Consider the following 15929-nt stretch of genomic DNA (forward strand, 5'->3'; position numbering starts at 1 on the left):
GGTGAAAGCTTCCGTTTCGGAAAGGGCCAGACGGTAGCCGATTTCCCGCCGCCCTGCAGGCTTGGCTACCATGTCGCCATGATTGTGAAAAACCTGGGCCGGGTCGACTACGCCGAGACGGTCGACGCCATGCGGGCCTTCAGCGAACAGCGCGGGCCCGAGGCCGAAGACGAGCTCTGGCTCTGCGAGCATCCCCCCACCTACACCCAAGGCCTGGCCGGCAAGGCCGACCATGTGCTGGCCCCCGCCGGCATCCCGGTGGTGCAGACCAACCGCGGCGGCCAGGTGACCTACCACGGCCCCGGCCAGGTGGTGGCTTACCCGCTGGTAAACCTGCAGCGCCTGGGCATCTATGTGCGTGAGTTTGTGTTCCGCCTGGAAACGGCGGTGATCCAGACGCTGGACAGCTACGGCGTCACCGGTCACCGCGTGGCCGGCGCGCCGGGCATTTACGTGCGCCTGGACGACCCGTTTGCCCATGCGGCGCTGACCGGCCCGGCGCCGGCCGACGACCCCTTCCGCGGCCTGGGCAAGGTGGCGGCCCTGGGCATCAAGGTCACGCGCCACTGCACTTACCACGGTGTGGCCCTCAACGTGGCCATGGACCTGCAACCCTTCTCGGGCATCAACCCCTGTGGCTATGCGGGGCTGCGCACGGTGGACCTCGTTACACTTGGGGTTTTTGCGGATTGGCCCGAAGTGGCCCAACGCTTCGGGGAACGGCTGCAAGCCCAGCTGGAGCGTTGACGAAACGAGGCTGGCATGGCGACCGAGAACATCACTCACGAAGCAAAGACAGGCGAGGCGTACGACGCCACGGCCAAGCAGAAATCCCAGGCCAAGACGGCGCGCATCCCGATCAAGATCGTGCCCGCCGAGACGCTGAAAAAGCCCGACTGGATTCGCGTCAAGGCCGGTTCGCCCAGCACCCGTTTCTACGAAATCAAGCAGATCCTGCGCGAGCAAAAGCTGCACACGGTTTGCGAAGAAGCCTCCTGCCCCAATATCGGTGAATGCTTCGGCAAGGGCACGGCCACCTTCATGATCATGGGTGACAAGTGCACCCGCCGCTGCCCCTTCTGCGATGTCGGCCACGGCCGCCCCGATCCGCTCGATGTGAACGAGCCCGAGAACCTGGCCAAGACCATCGCCGCGCTCAAGCTCAAGTATGTGGTGATCACCAGCGTGGACCGCGATGACCTGCGTGACGGCGGCGCCGGCCACTTTGCCGAGTGCATCCGCAAGGTGCGCGAACTCAGCCCCTCGACCCAGATCGAAGTGCTGGTGCCCGATTTCCGCGGCCGCATGGACCGTGCGCTGGACATCCTCAAGGCCGCACCGCCGGACGTGATGAACCACAACCTCGAAACCGCGCCGCGCCTCTACAAGGAAGCGCGCCCGGGTTCGGACTACGAGTTCAGCCTCAACCTGCTCAAGCGCTTCAAGGAAGAAGTGCCGGGCGTGCCCACCAAGAGCGGCATCATGGTGGGCCTGGGCGAGACGGATGAGGAGATCCTCCAGGTCATGCGCGATATGCGCGCCCACCACATCGACATGCTGACCATCGGCCAGTACCTCGCTCCTTCCGGTCACCACCTGCCGGTGCGCCGCTATGTGCACCCGGATACCTTCAAGATGTTCGAGGAAGAGGCCTACAAGATGGGTTTCACCCACGCCGCCGTGGGCGCCATGGTGCGCAGCAGCTACCACGCCGACCAGCAGGCGCATGGCGTGCTGGCCGCCGGCGCGGAAGCCCCGGCCGCGTCCTGAACGTGGCCTGTCGTCGGGTCGGCGCCGCGCTCAACGGTAGCGGACCCGGCGCCTGAACTCGTCGACCAGGCGCTGGTAGCTGCCGTCTTTGCGCATCTGCGCCAGGCCCTGGCTGAACTGCTGGGCCAGGCGTTCGCCCTGCGGGTGCTGCTTGGAAAACGCGACCCAGAAGCCATCCATGGAGATCAGCCCGGTGCGGCGCAGCTGGCCACGGAACTCGGGCGTGTTGTCGATGCGCAGCCAGGCCGGCGTGCGGTTCAAGAGGATGTAGTCCACGCGTTTGCTCAAGAGCATGCGGATCAGGGCGGCATCCGAGACGGCGCTGAACTTCTGGATGCGCGCGTCGTGCATGAACTCGCTGGGATAGGTGTAGCCATTGGTGTAGGCCACCCGCTTGCCGCGCAGATCGGACAAGCGCATCTCGGGGCTTTTGTCATCGGCCCGGCCGAAGATGGACAGCTCTTCCTCGAACATGGCCGGCTGGTGCCAGACGTAGTCGTTGCGGTTGTCGTCGGTGATGGTGGCGTTGAAACAGCCCGCGACCTGACCGGTCTTGGCGTAGAGCATGCAGCGCGAAAAGGGCACGGTGACGATCTGCACCTGCACACCTTGCGTGGCCAGGGCCGCGCGGATCAGGTCGACGCTGAAGCCAACCGGCGGGCGCTGCGTGTCAGCGCCGGGCTTCTCGGCGGCGCTGTAGGGCGGCCAATCGTCCTCGCCGGCCAGGACCAAGGGCGCCGCGGGCTTGGTGCCCGGGCCGTCTTCAGCCCAGACCGGGTGGTGCGTGCCGAGCGCAAACGCCGCGAGCAGGGCGCAGAGGCAGCGCCTGTGGGTGGTTGGCCGCGTCCTCGACATGCAAGCGCTCGCGCGGGCCTCAGACCGATTCGGCCAGCAGCTTTTCGACCAGGGCGTGCAGGGCCGCGAAATCCGGTTCGCCGACATAGCGCTTGACCACCTGGCCGCGCTTGTTGATCAACAGCGTGGTCGGGGTCAGCTGCACGCGACCGAAGCTCTGGGCGATCTGGCCGGTGTTGTCGATGGCCACGCCGAAGGGCAGCTGCCGGCTTTCGGCGAACTTGGCAACAAAGGCCGGCGGGTCATAGCTCATGGCCACCGCCAGGGTGTCGAAGCCACGGCCTTTGAACTTCTCATGCGTAGCGACGATCTGCGGCATTTCCTTGACGCAGGTGGTGCAGCTGGTGGCCCAGAAGTTGACCAGCATGACCTGGCCCCGCCACTGGCTGGAATCGGCCTTCTTGCCGTCCAGCAGCACATAGTCCACCCGCGGCGCGGTTTCGCGGGCACCCAGGCTCTGGTAGGCCAGGTAGGCCCCGCCGGCCAGGGCCAGGGCCAGCAAGGCGGGGGCGAGCAGGCGGGAGGTCTTCGATGTCGTCATGGCCTGGAGTTTAGAGCCTGCGCCGTGGCGCTGCCTTCACAGGCCTTTGGACAGTTCGAACAGCAGCACCGAAGGCAGGGCGTCGTTGAGATGCTGGCGCGAGATGCGCGCCAGGCCGTCGGGGGTGGCGGTGGAGAGCTGGGTCTTGTGCGCCTCGTCCAGCACTTCCACAAAGCTGAAGTCCGGCACTTCACGCATGGCCTCGGCGTAAAGACGGTCGAACTCGGGCCCGCGCAGGCGGGCTTCGAAGACGATGCCATGCGGCAGGCCTTCGGAACAGAACTGGGCGGCCTCCTCCATGCTGCCGACCACATCGATGATCAGGCCCATGTGCTGCATGGCCGCCTGCAGCTGGCTGCGCAGCTCGCGGCGCTGGGCGATCACCAGCACATGGCTGCCGGCCAGGGGTTTGGAATTGCTGGAGGGCGGATAGTCCTGCGAGCTCTCGCCTTCGCTGGGTGCGTCGAGCGCGCGCTCGGTGGCGGCCAGGCCATTGGCCTCGTCGCCGACGATGTGGGGGAACTCCAGCGTCAGCACCGTGATGCCGGCTTCGTCCTCGCGCAGCGGCAGCACGCCCAGGGTGATGGCCGTCTGTTCGACCAGGCGCCAGGCCAGGGAGTTCAGGGTGGCCGGGGTTTCAGCGGCGCGCGGGTCATCCAGCAGGTCCAGCGAGCGATGGGCAAAGCGGCAGACCAGGCGGGCCTTGGCCGGCCAGGGGGTCAGGTCCAGGCGCAGGTCGATGGAGCTGTGCGTGCTGGCCAAGGCCCAGTCCATCAAGGCATTGAGCAGGGCGAACAGCAGGGAGCCATCGGTCATGACCTCGATGGGCTTGAGCACCTGGCGCACCTGGATGCCACGTGCCTGGGTCTCGCGGCTGCGTTGGGCCAGCACGCTGCGCAGCACCTGGGTCAGATGCATTTTTTCGCGCGACAGGTGCAGGCGCCCGGAGGCCAGTCGGGCCAGCTGCTGGCCGACCATGCCGGCCTCGCGCGCCTGGCTGACGCTTTCACGCAGGGCGCGCAGGCTTTGCCGGTCGATCTGGCCGGTGCTGACCAGCTTGTGGATGCGCTCCAGCGCGGAGCTCAGCGGCCCGGCGATCTCGGCGCCCAGCTGCTGCACGATCTCGGCCCACTGCGCATGGCTCGGCTCGCCAGCGACATCGTTCGCAGCGTTGGCGTTGGCAGAAGGGGGGAGCGGGGTGCGCATGACAGGGGCGGGGCGGTGGGGTTTGCTGCTGCTGAAGCGGGCGTTGCGTTTCTTGTGTTTATCGGCCTGGGAAGCGATCGAGTGGGCGTTTCCCGCAGCGGTCGCCATGGTCATGGTGAAGCCGCTCAGCGTCCATCCCCCGATCCGGGGGCAAACCCGAGTGGCAGGCCGGCTGGTGGCATTTCGGTGAAATCTGCACGCTGAAGCTGGGGATTTGCATGCAGATACCGCTGATTTGAGGGGCTAGGGTGAAGCGCCTGCTGCCGCTTCAGGCCACCGCGCCGCTGGCGAGCAAGGCCTCGATCTCGGCCTCGCTGCAGCCGGCTTCGCTCAGGATCTGGCGCGTGTGCTGGCCCAACAGCGGCGGCGCGTGCCGGTAGCTCACCGGGGTCAGCGAGAGCTTGATGGGGTTGGCCACCACGCGCAGCTCGTCGCTGAGCGGGTGGGCCAGGGGCACGACGGTGCCGCGCGCCTGCACCTGCGGGTCGGCAAAGGTTTCGGCCAGGTTGTTGATCGGGCCGCAAGGCACTTTGGCGGCCTCCAACGCACGCAGCCAGTGGTCGCGCGCTTGGGTGAGCAGCGCCGCTTCGATCAGCGGCACCAGCTCGGCGCGGTGGCGCACGCGCGCGTTGTTGAGGGCAAAGCGCGGATCCTGCGCCCATTCGCTGTGGCCGGCGATCTCGCAGAACTTGGCGAACTGCGCGTCGTTGCCCACGGCCAGAATCAGGTGGCCGTCGCTGGCCGCGAAGACCTGGTAGGGCACGATATTGGCGTGGGCATTGCCCAGGCGGCTGGGCGCACGGCCGGTGCACAGGAAGTTGGCGCCGACATTGGCCAGCATGGCCACCTGGGTGTCCAGCAAGGCCATGTCGATGATTTGGCCGCGCCCGGTGGCTTCGGCATGGCGCAGGGCCGCCAGCACGGCCACGGTGGCGTAGAGCCCGGTGAACAGGTCGGCCACCGCCACGCCCACTTTTTGCGGGCCGCCGCCGGGCTTGTCGTCGCGCTCGCCGGTGATGCTCATGAGCCCGCCCATGCCCTGGATGGCGTAGTCGTAACCGGCCCGGTCGCGGTAGGGCCCGGTCTGGCCGAAGCCAGTGATGGAGCAGACCACCAGGCGCGGGTTGGCCTCCTGCAGGCTTTGTGCATCGAGGCCGAAGCGGGCCAGATCCCCGACCTTGAAGTTCTCCACCAGCACATCGGCCTGCTGTGCCAGGCGCCGGATCAAGGCCTGACCCTCGGCGCAGGCGATGTCGATGGCGATCGAGCGCTTGTTGCGGTTGGCGCCCAGGTAGTAGGCCGCTTCCGAGGTGTCCTGGCCTTGCGCGTCTTTCAAATAGGGTGGGCCCCAGGCGCGGGTGTCGTCACCGCTGCCGGGGCGCTCGACCTTGATTACATCGGCGCCGAGGTCGGCCAGGGTCTGGGTGCACCAGGGGCCGGCCAGCACGCGCGACAGGTCCAGCACGCGCACGCCGGCCAGGGCCATGGGCGGGAGCAGGGAGGCGAGGTGCGGGGCCTGCTGGGCCTGCGGAGTGGAAGCCGTGTCCGCGCCCGGCATCGAGGAGGATTTCGTCTGCGATGGATTCATGCGAATCATTGTGCGTGCTGGCGCTGCGTGCCGGGCTCCGATAATGCCCGGATGACATTGCCTCGCCCGTTCCGCCGCCGCCCCGCGTTTTCGCGTTGGGCTTGTGTTTTCCTGTTGCCGGCTTCGCTGGCGGCCTGTTCGCCAGGGCTGGACTGGCGCGAGGTGCGGCCGGCCGATTCGGGCCTCTTGCTGATGTTCCCCTGCAAGCCTGAGGTGCACAGCCGCCCGGCCACGGCCAGTGAGCCGGTGCGCATGGGCATGGCGCAGTGCAAGGCCGACGGCATCACGTTCTCGGTCTCCTGGGCCGAGGTGCGCGACCCGGCGCTGGTCACACCGGCCATGCGGCAGATGCGTGAGTCGGTGCTGAGCAAGCTGGGTGCCGCTGAGGCCGGCGCGCCGCAAGCCCTCCAGGTGCCTGGCATGACGCCAAGCCCGGAGGCCGTGCAGCTGCATTTGCGCAGCCCGGCTGGCCCCGGTGGGGCGGGCGCGAGCGAGGTGGATCTGGCCCTGTTCACCCGCGGCCTCTGGGTCTACCAGGTGCTGATGCTGGCACCCAAGCGCCAGCCGGCGGCTTGGGATGGCTTCATCAACGCGATGAAGCTGGAGACCTGAGCTTCGGTATGGATGAAAAAGACCGCTTCTTGCCGTGTGCGGCAGAGCGGGTTTCAGCCGGCCGGCGGCTGAGCTGCATTGATAATGGGATGCCATGTCCGGACTGCTCTTGATCGCTCACGCCCCGCTTGCCTCTGCCTTGAAAGCCGTGGCAGAGCACACCTTTCCGGATTGCGCCCGGCAATTGCAGGTCTTGGATGTGACGCCCGAGATGTCCGCCGAGGCGGTGGAGAGCGCGGCACGCGCCCTGCTGCTGGCTGGCGGCCACGCCGAGAACCTGGTGCTGACCGATGTGTTCGGCGCCACGCCCAGCAATGCGGCCTTGCGCTTGCGCAGTGCCACGGTGCAGGTGATCAGCGGGGTCAATGTGCCGATGTTGTGGCGTTCGTTGTGCTACGCCGGCCAACCGCTGGCCAGCCTGGCCGAGCGGGCCAGCGGGGGCGGGCAGTCGGGCATTGTCTTGTCTGAGACCCCGGGTGCTGCGCCCTGATTCGCAGGGCGCTCGCGTATCGATGGCTGCCGACGGTGAATCGTCTTTCTTTGGAGTCCTGAGTTTCAATGATCAAGTCCACGCTCACCATCAGCAACAAACTGGGCTTGCACGCCCGCGCCTCTGCCAAGCTGACCAAGCTGGCGGGCAGTTTTCAGTGCGAGGTCTTCATGAGTCGCAACAGCCGGCGCGTCAATGCCAAGAGCATCATGGGCGTCATGATGCTGGCGGCTGGACTGGGCTCCCAGGTTGAGCTGGAAACCGATGGCGTCGATGAGCAAGCGGCTCAGGACGCCATCACGGCCTTGGTCAACGACAAGTTCGGCGAGGGCCAGTGAGCCCCGCCCGGGCGGCCCTCACTGGCCGCCCATGAAGTGCCGGCGGTAGCGCGAGGGCAGGTCGGCCAGGCGCATCATCATCGGCAGGTCGGCGGTGTTGAAGTCGGGATCCCAGGCCGGTGCGCCCAGGATGCGGGCGCCGCAGCGCAGATAGCCCTTGATCAGCGGCGGCGCTTCCACCACCAGATCGTAGCGCAGTTCTTCCACCGGCAGCGGCAGGCGAGGGCGCACCTGCCACTCGATGCTGGCCAGATGGCTTTGCTCCAGCTGCTTCCATAGGCTGGCCGCGAAATGGCCGCCGTCGCGCATGCTGACGCTTGCGCAGCCGATCATGGTGTCCAGCTTGTTTCGCATCATGAATTCCGCCAGCGCGCCCCAGAGCGCCATGATGGCGCCGCCCGAGCGGTGATCCGGGTGGATGCAGGAGCGGCCCAGTTCCACCATTTGCTCGCGCAGGCCGCGCAGGCGGGTCAGGTCGAACTCGGTCTCGCTGTACCAGCCGCCGGCTTGCTTGGCGGCGGCCGGAGTCAGCACGCGGTAGGTGCCAATCACCTGGCCGACGCGGCCATGGGCGTCGACTTCGCGCACCAGCAGGTGTTCGCAAAACGCATCGAAAGTGTCGATGTCGTGACGGGCCGGTGCGCCGGGTGGCACGCTCAGGCGGGCGCCCATCTCTTCCGCGAAGACCTGGTAGCGCAGGCGCTGGGCTTCGCGCACATCGTCTTCATGCCGAGCCCAGCTGACGTCCAGACGCGCGGGTGCCGCGGCAGCCGGCGCCGGGCGCAGCACCGCGGGCGGAGTCATGCCGGGGCGGCGCTCGGTCTTCAGGGCGCGCAGATCGGAGAAGGGCAGCGTGGGCAGCGGAAGATCCCTCATTGGTGGCCTCGAGCGGTTCGTTGTTGGCCTCGCCATGCTCGGCGGCCGCAATGACGGGGCCGTGACGCTGGAATGACGTCTCGATGACGCCAGTCTTGAGCCATCGGCGCTGCTAAAGTCGGCGCATGAGCTTCCAGGTCTTTGGTATCCCTGTTTCGCGCGGCGTGGCCATCGGCCGGGCGGTGCTGGTGGCGTCCAGCCGGGTCGATGTGGCGCATTACTTCATTGCCGAGGCGCAGATCGAATCGGAAATCCAGCGCGCACTGCGGGCCCGCGATGTGGTGGCCGCCGAGCTGGAGGCCCTCAAACAAGACCTGCCGGGCGATGCACCGCACGAGCTGGCCGCTTTGCTCGATGTCCATTTGATGCTGTTGCACGACGACGCGCTGACCGGTGCCACCAAGCAGTGGATCATCGAGCGCCACTACAACGCCGAATGGGCGCTGTCTGCCCAGCTGGAGGTGCTGGCCCGGCAGTTCGATGAGATGGAAGACGATTACCTGCGGGAGCGCAAAGCCGACCTGGAGCAGGTGGTCGAGCGGGTACTCAGCGCCCTGGCGCGCGAGCAAGGCCATGCGCCGGTCGATGCTGCCAGTGTGGTGCAGCGTGATTTCGCTGGCGAAGACCCGCTGTTGCTGGTGGCGGCCGATATTGCACCGGCGGACATGATGCAGTTCAAGCGCAGCGTGTTCCACGGTTTCATCACCGACATTGGCGGCAAGACCTCGCACACCGCCATCGTGGCGCGCAGCATGGACATCCCGGCGGTCGTGGGCACACGCGAGGCCTCGCGCCTGATCCGCCACGACGATTGGGTCATCATCGACGGCGATGCTGGTGCGGTGATCGTCAACCCCTCGCCCATCATGCTGGAGGAGTACCGCTTCCGTCAGCGCCAGAGCGAGCTGGAGCGCGCCCGCCTGACCCGTTTGCGCCACACGCCGGCGGTGACGCTGGACGGCGAGCGGGTCGAGCTGCACGCCAATATCGAGCTGCCGGCGGATGCGGCCGGGGCCATTGAATCCGGTGCCACGGGCGTGGGCCTGTTCCGCAGCGAGTTCTTGTTCATGAACCGCGGCGGTGAGCTGCCGAGCGAGGAAGAGCAGTTCATCGCCTACAAAGCGGCGGTCGAGGCCATGCGTGGCATGCCGGTGACGATCCGCACGGTGGACGTGGGGGCGGACAAGCCGCTCGATCGCATGAGTGCCAGCGAGCTGCGCCACGAGCATGTGCTCAACCCGGCCATGGGTTTGCGCGCCATCCGTTGGAGCTTGGCCGAGCCCAGCATGTTCCGCCAGCAGCTGCGTGCGATCTATCGCGCCAGTGCTTTTGGCAAGGTTCGCCTCTTGATTCCCATGGTGGCGCATCTCGGCGAGGTGCGGCAGATCCTGGAATCGGTCAAGAAGGTGCAGCAGCAGCTGACCGACGCCGGCCAGGCCTTCACGAAAGTGGATCTGGGGGTGATGGTGGAGATTCCCGCGGCGGCCGTGATGCTTCCGCTGATCTTGCGTCATGTCGATTTCGTTTCGGTCGGCACCAATGACTTGATTCAGTACACCCTGGCCATTGACCGCGCCGACGAGGCCGTGGCCCATCTGTATGACCCCTGGCATCCGGCGGTGTTGCAGCTGTTGTCGCGCTCCATTGCGGAATCGGTCGCCGCGGGCAAATCTGTGAGCGTCTGCGGCGAAATGGCCGGTGATCCGGTCTTCACGGACCTGCTGCTGGCCATGGGTCTGCGCAGCTTCTCCATGCACCCGTCGCAGATCCCGTCGGTCAAGCAGCGCATCTTGCGCGCCGATGCCGCTCGCCTGGCGCGTGTGTTGCCCCAAGTCTTGGCCAGTGAAGATCCTCAGCGCGAGGCGCAGGCGGTGTTCGCTTCGCACAAGGTTACGCACAGCCTGCAATGATGGCTGTCCGGCGGGCATCGGGCGTGAACGGCGCTTGATGTATCCGTGTTGTTCGCGCCCGCAGCGGCATGTGAGCGAGCAAAGCGTTTGGATTCAGGCGGGCCACCTCACGGAACTTGACGGGCTGATTGCCGTCCTCGATCCGTCCTTGATCCTGTGTGGCGATCCAGTGGCCTCTGGACTGCCATGAAACTTTCGAGCGAAAATCTTGCTGAGCCAAAAATTTCTGTGCTACAGTAGAGGGCTTCGCTGCACAGAAATACATCTTCGGAAGTCAGCGAGTGACTCGAAAGAGTTGCTTGAGTATCTGGGCGGCGGGGATCGAAGCAATTCGATGTGATTTGAGATTCAAAACAAATCTTGCAGAAATGCTTGACGAGTAGAAAGAAAATCAGTCATAATCTCGCTTCTGTGCTGTTGACGAGCTGCAAAGCAGTCGACAGACGCAAGATTCGATGCGAGTCGGTCTTGTCAAGATGAGCTTGGCTCTCTTGGTTCTTTAAAAATTAACAGCCGATAAGCGTGGGCGTTTGAAGGTGAGTTTTGATGCTCGGTGACGAGTATCAAGTCTCTTAGACTTTAAACGCTCACGGAAATTAGATGGAATCATGTAAATGGTTTCGTCGATTCCGTTGAGTAAATCAAGATCGAACTGTAGAGTTTGATCCTGGCTCAGATTGAACGCTGGCGGCATGCCTTACACATGCAAGTCGAACGGTAACAGGTTAAGCTGACGAGTGGCGAACGGGTGAGTAATGTATCGGAACGTGCCCAGTCGTGGGGGATAACTACTCGAAAGAGTGGCTAATACCGCATACGACCTGAGGGTGAAAGCGGGGGACCGTAAGGCCTCGCGCGATTGGAGCGGCCGATATCAGATTAGCTAGTTGGTGGGGTAAAAGCCCACCAAGGCGACGATCTGTAGCTGGTCTGAGAGGACGACCAGCCACACTGGGACTGAGACACGGCCCAGACTCCTACGGGAGGCAGCAGTGGGGAATTTTGGACAATGGACGCAAGTCTGATCCAGCCATGCCGCGTGCGGGAAGAAGGCCTTCGGGTTGTAAACCGCTTTTGTCAGGGAAGAAACGAGTTTCTCTAATACAGAGACTTAATGACGGTACCTGAAGAATAAGCACCGGCTAACTACGTGCCAGCAGCCGCGGTAATACGTAGGGTGCAAGCGTTAATCGGAATTACTGGGCGTAAAGCGTGCGCAGGCGGTTATGCAAGACAGAGGTGAAATCCCCGGGCTCAACCTGGGAACTGCCTTTGTGACTGCATAGCTAGAGTACGGCAGAGGGGGATGGAATTCCGCGTGTAGCAGTGAAATGCGTAGATATGCGGAGGAACACCGATGGCGAAGGCAATCCCCTGGGCCTGTACTGACGCTCATGCACGAAAGCGTGGGGAGCAAACAGGATTAGATACCCTGGTAGTCCACGCCCTAAACGATGTCAACTGGTTGTTGGGAGGGTTTCTTCTCAGTAACGTAGCTAACGCGTGAAGTTGACCGCCTGGGGAGTACGGCCGCAAGGTTGAAACTCAAAGGAATTGACGGGGACCCGCACAAGCGGTGGATGATGTGGTTTAATTCGATGCAACGCGAAAAACCTTACCTACCCTTGACATGCCAGGAATCCTGCAGAGATGTGGGAGTGCTCGAAAGAGAACCTGGACACAGGTGCTGCATGGCCGTCGTCAGCTCGTGTCGTGAGATGTTGGGTTAAGTCCCGCAACGAGCGCAACCCTTGTCATTAGTTGCTACGAAAGGGCACTCTAATGAGACTGCCGGTGACAAACCGGAGGAAGGTGGGGATGACGTCAGGTCATCATGGCCCTTATGGGTAGGGCTACACACGTCATACAATGGCCGGTACAGAGGGCTGCCAACCCGCGAGGGGGAGCTAATCCCAGAAAACCGGTCGTAGTCCGGATCGTAGTCTGCAACTCGACTGCGTGAAGTCGGAATCGCTAGTAATCGCGGATCAGCTTGCCGCGGTGAATACGTTCCCGGGTCTTGTACACACCGCCCGTCACACCATGGGAGCGGGTTCTGCCAGAAGTAGTTAGCCTAACCGCAAGGGGGGCGATTACCACGGCAGGGTTCGTGACTGGGGTGAAGTCGTAACAAGGTAGCCGTATCGGAAGGTGCGGCTGGATCACCTCCTTTCTAGAAAATGGTCGAGCAGTTGTTTGCTGCATGCAGCAGATGACCAGCGAGATCCACATGACTCATTTTTAAGCGCCCACACTTATCGGCTGTGAATACAACATCAGAGTAATAGCGTGAGCCTGCCGAGCTGGCCTCAACAGGCGAGCGTTACTGAGAGGCAGTGCACGCAAGAAACGCGTGGGTCTGTAGCTCAGTCGGTTAGAGCACCGTCTTGATAAGGCGGGGGTCGCTGGTTCGAATCCAGCCAGACCCACCACGGATTTGAAGAGATCCCGGGGGATTAGCTCAGCTGGGAGAGCACCTGCTTTGCAAGCAGGGGGTCGTCGGTTCGATCCCGTCATCCTCCACCAATTACTCTGTGCCATGGTTGACAAACCAAAGCATCCGTTGCGCGAAGGCGTGAGCGGTTGTTCTGGTTTGTCAGTCATAAGGCTCGAAAGAGTCGGCTGTTGTTCTTTAACAATTTGTAGAGTCGAATCAGCGCTGCTAGCGGAAAGCGCCATCTCGTAAAGGGGGTGAGCGTACCGTGCCGCTAGTAGCTTTTGATTGCGTCAAACACAAGACTTCAACTGAGCAAGAAATTGTTTAGGTATGAAGAACGGCGTAACGCGTGAATACTCAATAAACGTATGGAGCTGAGAGGCTCTGTACGAGTCCTTGACGACAGTGCAGTCAGCGCTGTCAAAGTTATAGGGTCAAGTGACTAAGTGCATGTGGTGGATGCCTTGGCGATTACAGGCGACGAAGGACGTGATAGCCTGCGATAAGCTTCGGGGAGCTGGCAAATTAGCTTTGATCCGGAGATTTCCGAATGGGGAAACCCACCCCGCGAGGGGTAACTCTGACTGAATACATAGGTCATTGTGGCGAACCGGGTGAACTGAAACATCTCAGTAGCTCGAGGAAAAGACATCAACCGAGATTCCGAAAGTAGCGGCGAGCGAAATTGGAGTAGCCTTTACGTTTTAGCATCGTGTATATCAGAACGGAATGGAAAGTCCGGCCATAGCGGGTGATAGCCCCGTATGAGAAATGCTGCGGTGTGGAACTAAGCGTAAGACAAGTAGGGCGGGACACGAGAAATCCTGTCTGAATATGGGGGGACCATCCTCCAAGGCTAAATACTCGTAATCGACCGATAGTGAACTAGTACCGTGAGGGAAAGGCGAAAAGAACCCCGGGAGGGGAGTGAAATAGATCCTGAAACCGCATGCATACAAAAAGTAGGAGCCCGCAAGGGTGACTGCGTACCTTTTGTATAATGGGTCAGCGACTTACATTCAGTGGCGAGGTTAACCGAATAGGGAAGCCGTAGAGAAATCGAGTCCGAATAGGGCGAATTAGTCGCTGGGTGTAGACCCGAAACCAAGTGATCTATCCATGGCCAGGATGAAGGTACCGTAACAGGTGCTGGAGGTCCGAACCGACTAATGTTGCAAAATTAGCGGATGAGCTGTGGATAGGGGTGAAAGGCTAAACAAACTTGGAAATAGCTGGTTCTCTCCGAAAACTATTTAGGTAGTGCCTCAAGTATTACCATCGGGGGTAGAGCACTGTTATGGCTAGGGGGTCATGGCGACTTACCAAACCATTGCAAACTCCGAATACCGATGAGTACAGCTTGGGAGACAGAGCACCGGGTGCTAACGTCCGGACTCAAGAGGGAAACAACCCAGACCGCCAGCTAAGGTCCCCAAAATTGGCTAAGTGGGAAACGAAGTGGGAAGGCTAAAACAGTCAGGATGTTGGCTTAGAAGCAGCCATCATTTAAAGAAAGCGTAATAGCTCACTGATCGAGTCGTCCTGCGCGGAAGATGTAACGGGGCTAAGCCAGTTACCGAAGCTGCGGATGTGCAATTTATTGCACGTGGTAGGAGAGCGTTCTGTAAGCCTGTGAAGGTGGGTTGTGAAGCCTGCTGGAGGTATCAGAAGTGCGAATGCTGACATGAGTAGCGTTAAAGGGGGTGAAAAGCCCCCTCGCCGAAAGCGGCAAGGTTTCCTACGCAACGTTCATCGGCGTAGGGTGAGTCGGCCCCTAAGGCGAGGCAGAGATGCGTAGCTGATGGGAAACAGGTAAATATTCCTGTACCGATCAATAGTGCGATGTGGGGACGGAGAAGGTTAGCTCAGCCAACTGTTGGAATAGTTGGTTCAAGCGTGTAGTCGTGCTCTTTAGGCAAATCCGGAGAGCTTAGATGAGGCGTGATAACGAGTCTGCTTGCAGACGAAGTGAGTGATACCCTGCTTCCAGGAAAAGCCACTAAGCTTCAGCTATTGACGACCGTACCGCAAACCGACACTGGTGCGCGAGATGAGTATTCTAAGGCGCTTGAGAGAACTCTGGAGAAGGAACTCGGCAAATTGACACCGTAACTTCGGAAGAAGGTGTGCCTCTAGTATGTGTAGAGATTTACTCTCGAAGCAGAATGGGGCCGCAGAGAATCGGTGGCTGCAACTGTTTATTAAAAACACAGCACTCTGCAAAGACGAAAGTCGACGTATAGGGTGTGACTCCTGCCCGGTGCTGGAAGATTAAATGATGGGGTGCAAGCTCTTGACTGAAGTCCCAGTAAACGGCGGCCGTAACTATAACGGTCCTAAGGTAGCGAAATTCCTTGTCGGGTAAGTTCCGACCTGCACGAATGGAGTAATGATGGCCACACTGTCTCCTCCAGAGACTCAGCGAAGTTGAAATGTTTGTGATGATGCAATCTCCCCGCGGAAAGACGGAAAGACCCCATGAACCTTTACTGTAGCTTTACATTGGACTTTGAACAGATCTGTGTAGGATAGGTGGGAGGCTTTGAAGTGAGGACGCTAGTTCTCATGGAGCCAACGTTGAAATACCACCCTGGTGTGTTTGAGGTTCTAACCTTGGTCCCTTATCGGGATTGGGGACAGTGTATGGTGGGCAGTTTGACTGGGGCGGTCTCCTCCCAAAGTGTAACGGAGGAGTTCGAAGGTACGCTAAATACGGTCGGAAATCGTGTTGATAGTGCATTGGCATAAGCGTGCTTGACTGCGAGACTGACAAGTCGAGCAGGTACGAAAGTAGGACAAAGTGATCCGGTGGTTCTGTATGGAAGGGCCATCGGCTCAACGGATAAAAGGTACTCTGGGGATAACAGGCTGATACCGCCCAAGAGTTCATATCGACGGCGGTGTTTGGCACCTCGATGTCGGCTCATCTCATCCTGGGGCTGTAGCCGGTCCCAAGGGTATGGCTGTTCGCCATTTAAAGAGGTACGTGAGCTGGGTTTAAAACGTCGTGAGACAGTTTGGTCCCTATCTTCCGTGGGCGCTGCAAGATTGAGAGAGCCTGCTCCTAGTACGAGAGGACCGGAGTGGACGCACCTCTGGTGTATCGGTTGTCACGCCAGTGGCATCGCCGAGTAGCTAAGTGCGGAAGAGATAACCGCTGAAAGCATCTAAGCGGGAAACTCGTCTCAAGATGAGTCTTGCCGGGGCTTGAGCCCCCTGAAGGGTCGTTCGAGACCAGGACGTTGATAGGCTGGGTGTGGAAGCGCAGTAATGCGTTAAGCTAACCAGTACTAATTGCCCGTGAGG

General features: G+C 61.6%; 11 protein-coding genes, 2 tRNA genes and 2 rRNA genes. 10 read left to right on the forward strand and 5 right to left on the reverse strand.

Features of this window, described 5'->3' with window-relative positions; translation table 11 throughout:
- The first annotated feature begins 78 nt into the window (after positions 1-78).
- Together lipB and lipA are read left to right on the forward strand one after the other, a co-directional pair.
- A complete protein-coding gene (gene lipB / locus C1O66_RS19570) occupies positions 79-747 on the forward strand; it encodes a lipoyl(octanoyl) transferase LipB (RefSeq protein WP_102769430.1) in 669 nt (222 codons plus the stop codon).
- Positions 748-762: 15 nt separating this feature from the next.
- Positions 763-1770 (forward strand): lipoyl synthase, encoded by a 1008-nt coding sequence (lipA, locus tag C1O66_RS19575; protein WP_102769431.1) that lies wholly within the window; start codon positions 763-765, stop codon positions 1768-1770.
- A gap of 30 nt (positions 1771-1800) precedes the next feature.
- Here the strand turns inward: lipA and C1O66_RS19580 are convergent, their stop codons facing one another.
- The 4 genes from C1O66_RS19580 to C1O66_RS19595 all read right to left on the reverse strand — a co-directional run bounded on the left by C1O66_RS19580 (position 1801) and on the right by C1O66_RS19595 (position 5858).
- Positions 1801-2625, reverse strand: a complete 825-nt coding sequence (locus C1O66_RS19580; protein ID WP_165794694.1) for a substrate-binding periplasmic protein — start codon at positions 2623-2625, stop codon at positions 1801-1803.
- Between the two features lie 19 nt (positions 2626-2644).
- Positions 2645-3166, reverse strand: a complete 522-nt coding sequence (locus C1O66_RS19585) for a TlpA family protein disulfide reductase (RefSeq protein ID WP_102769433.1) — start codon at positions 3164-3166, stop codon at positions 2645-2647.
- A gap of 36 nt (positions 3167-3202) precedes the next feature.
- A complete protein-coding gene (locus C1O66_RS19590; protein ID WP_133155302.1) occupies positions 3203-4372 on the reverse strand; it encodes an ATP-binding protein in 1170 nt (389 codons plus the stop codon).
- Positions 4373-4640: 268 nt separating this feature from the next.
- On the reverse strand, positions 4641-5858 hold the full coding sequence (locus C1O66_RS19595; RefSeq protein WP_207796039.1) for a CaiB/BaiF CoA transferase family protein: 1218 nt from the start codon (positions 5856-5858) through the stop codon (positions 4641-4643).
- A gap of 153 nt (positions 5859-6011) precedes the next feature.
- On the opposite strand from C1O66_RS19595, the gene C1O66_RS19600 reads away from it, so the two are divergent.
- The 3 genes from C1O66_RS19600 (at position 6012) to C1O66_RS19610 (ending at position 7400) form a co-directional block, all read left to right on the forward strand.
- Positions 6012-6572, forward strand: a complete 561-nt coding sequence (locus tag C1O66_RS19600; RefSeq protein ID WP_133155303.1) for a hypothetical protein — start codon at positions 6012-6014, stop codon at positions 6570-6572.
- Positions 6573-6666: 94 nt separating this feature from the next.
- Positions 6667-7062 carry a PTS sugar transporter subunit IIA gene (locus C1O66_RS19605; protein ID WP_102769437.1) on the forward strand — a complete coding sequence of 132 codons (396 nt, stop codon included), beginning with the start codon at positions 6667-6669 and terminating at the stop codon, positions 7060-7062.
- Positions 7063-7130: 68 nt separating this feature from the next.
- Positions 7131-7400 (forward strand): HPr family phosphocarrier protein, encoded by a 270-nt coding sequence (locus tag C1O66_RS19610; RefSeq protein ID WP_102769438.1) that lies wholly within the window; start codon positions 7131-7133, stop codon positions 7398-7400.
- 18 nt (positions 7401-7418) lie between these two features.
- On the opposite strand, the gene C1O66_RS19615 is transcribed toward C1O66_RS19610, so the two are convergent.
- On the reverse strand, positions 7419-8276 hold the full coding sequence (locus tag C1O66_RS19615; protein ID WP_102769439.1) for a GNAT family N-acetyltransferase: 858 nt from the start codon (positions 8274-8276) through the stop codon (positions 7419-7421).
- A gap of 125 nt (positions 8277-8401) precedes the next feature.
- On the opposite strand from C1O66_RS19615, the gene ptsP reads away from it, so the two are divergent.
- From ptsP to C1O66_RS19640, 5 genes are all read left to right on the forward strand, one after another.
- The gene (gene ptsP / locus C1O66_RS19620) at positions 8402-10186 is read left to right on the forward strand and encodes a phosphoenolpyruvate--protein phosphotransferase (protein ID WP_102769440.1); all 1785 of its coding nucleotides are present in this window, start codon (positions 8402-8404) and stop codon (positions 10184-10186) included.
- 649 nt (positions 10187-10835) lie between these two features.
- Positions 10836-12359 (forward strand): 16S ribosomal RNA (locus C1O66_RS19625).
- Between the two features lie 182 nt (positions 12360-12541).
- Positions 12542-12618: transfer RNA gene (locus C1O66_RS19630), tRNA-Ile, on the forward strand.
- A gap of 18 nt (positions 12619-12636) precedes the next feature.
- A tRNA-Ala gene (locus C1O66_RS19635) sits at positions 12637-12712 on the forward strand.
- Between the two features lie 343 nt (positions 12713-13055).
- Positions 13056-15929 (forward strand): 23S ribosomal RNA (locus C1O66_RS19640); the annotation flags it as partial.

It is taken from the genome of Paucibacter aquatile (genome assembly GCF_002885975.1).
Taxonomy (GTDB): Bacteria; Pseudomonadota; Gammaproteobacteria; order Burkholderiales; family Burkholderiaceae_C; genus Paucibacter_A; species Paucibacter_A aquatilis.

Coding starts and splice junctions, on each gene's coding strand:
- lipB (WP_102769430.1), top strand. CDS start 79: ATGATTGTGAAAAACCTGGGCCGGGTCGACTACGCCGAGACGGTCGAC.
- lipA (WP_102769431.1), top strand. CDS start 763: ATGGCGACCGAGAACATCACTCACGAAGCAAAGACAGGCGAGGCGTAC.
- C1O66_RS19580 (WP_165794694.1), bottom strand. CDS start 2,625: ATGTCGAGGACGCGGCCAACCACCCACAGGCGCTGCCTCTGCGCCCTG.
- C1O66_RS19585 (WP_102769433.1), bottom strand. CDS start 3,166: ATGACGACATCGAAGACCTCCCGCCTGCTCGCCCCCGCCTTGCTGGCC.
- C1O66_RS19590 (WP_133155302.1), bottom strand. CDS start 4,372: ATGCGCACCCCGCTCCCCCCTTCTGCCAACGCCAACGCTGCGAACGAT.
- C1O66_RS19595 (WP_207796039.1), bottom strand. CDS start 5,858: ATGGCCCTGGCCGGCGTGCGCGTGCTGGACCTGTCGCGCGTGCTGGCC.
- C1O66_RS19600 (WP_133155303.1), top strand. CDS start 6,012: ATGACATTGCCTCGCCCGTTCCGCCGCCGCCCCGCGTTTTCGCGTTGG.
- C1O66_RS19605 (WP_102769437.1), top strand. CDS start 6,667: ATGTCCGGACTGCTCTTGATCGCTCACGCCCCGCTTGCCTCTGCCTTG.
- C1O66_RS19610 (WP_102769438.1), top strand. CDS start 7,131: ATGATCAAGTCCACGCTCACCATCAGCAACAAACTGGGCTTGCACGCC.
- C1O66_RS19615 (WP_102769439.1), bottom strand. CDS start 8,276: ATGAGGGATCTTCCGCTGCCCACGCTGCCCTTCTCCGATCTGCGCGCC.
- ptsP (WP_102769440.1), top strand. CDS start 8,402: ATGAGCTTCCAGGTCTTTGGTATCCCTGTTTCGCGCGGCGTGGCCATC.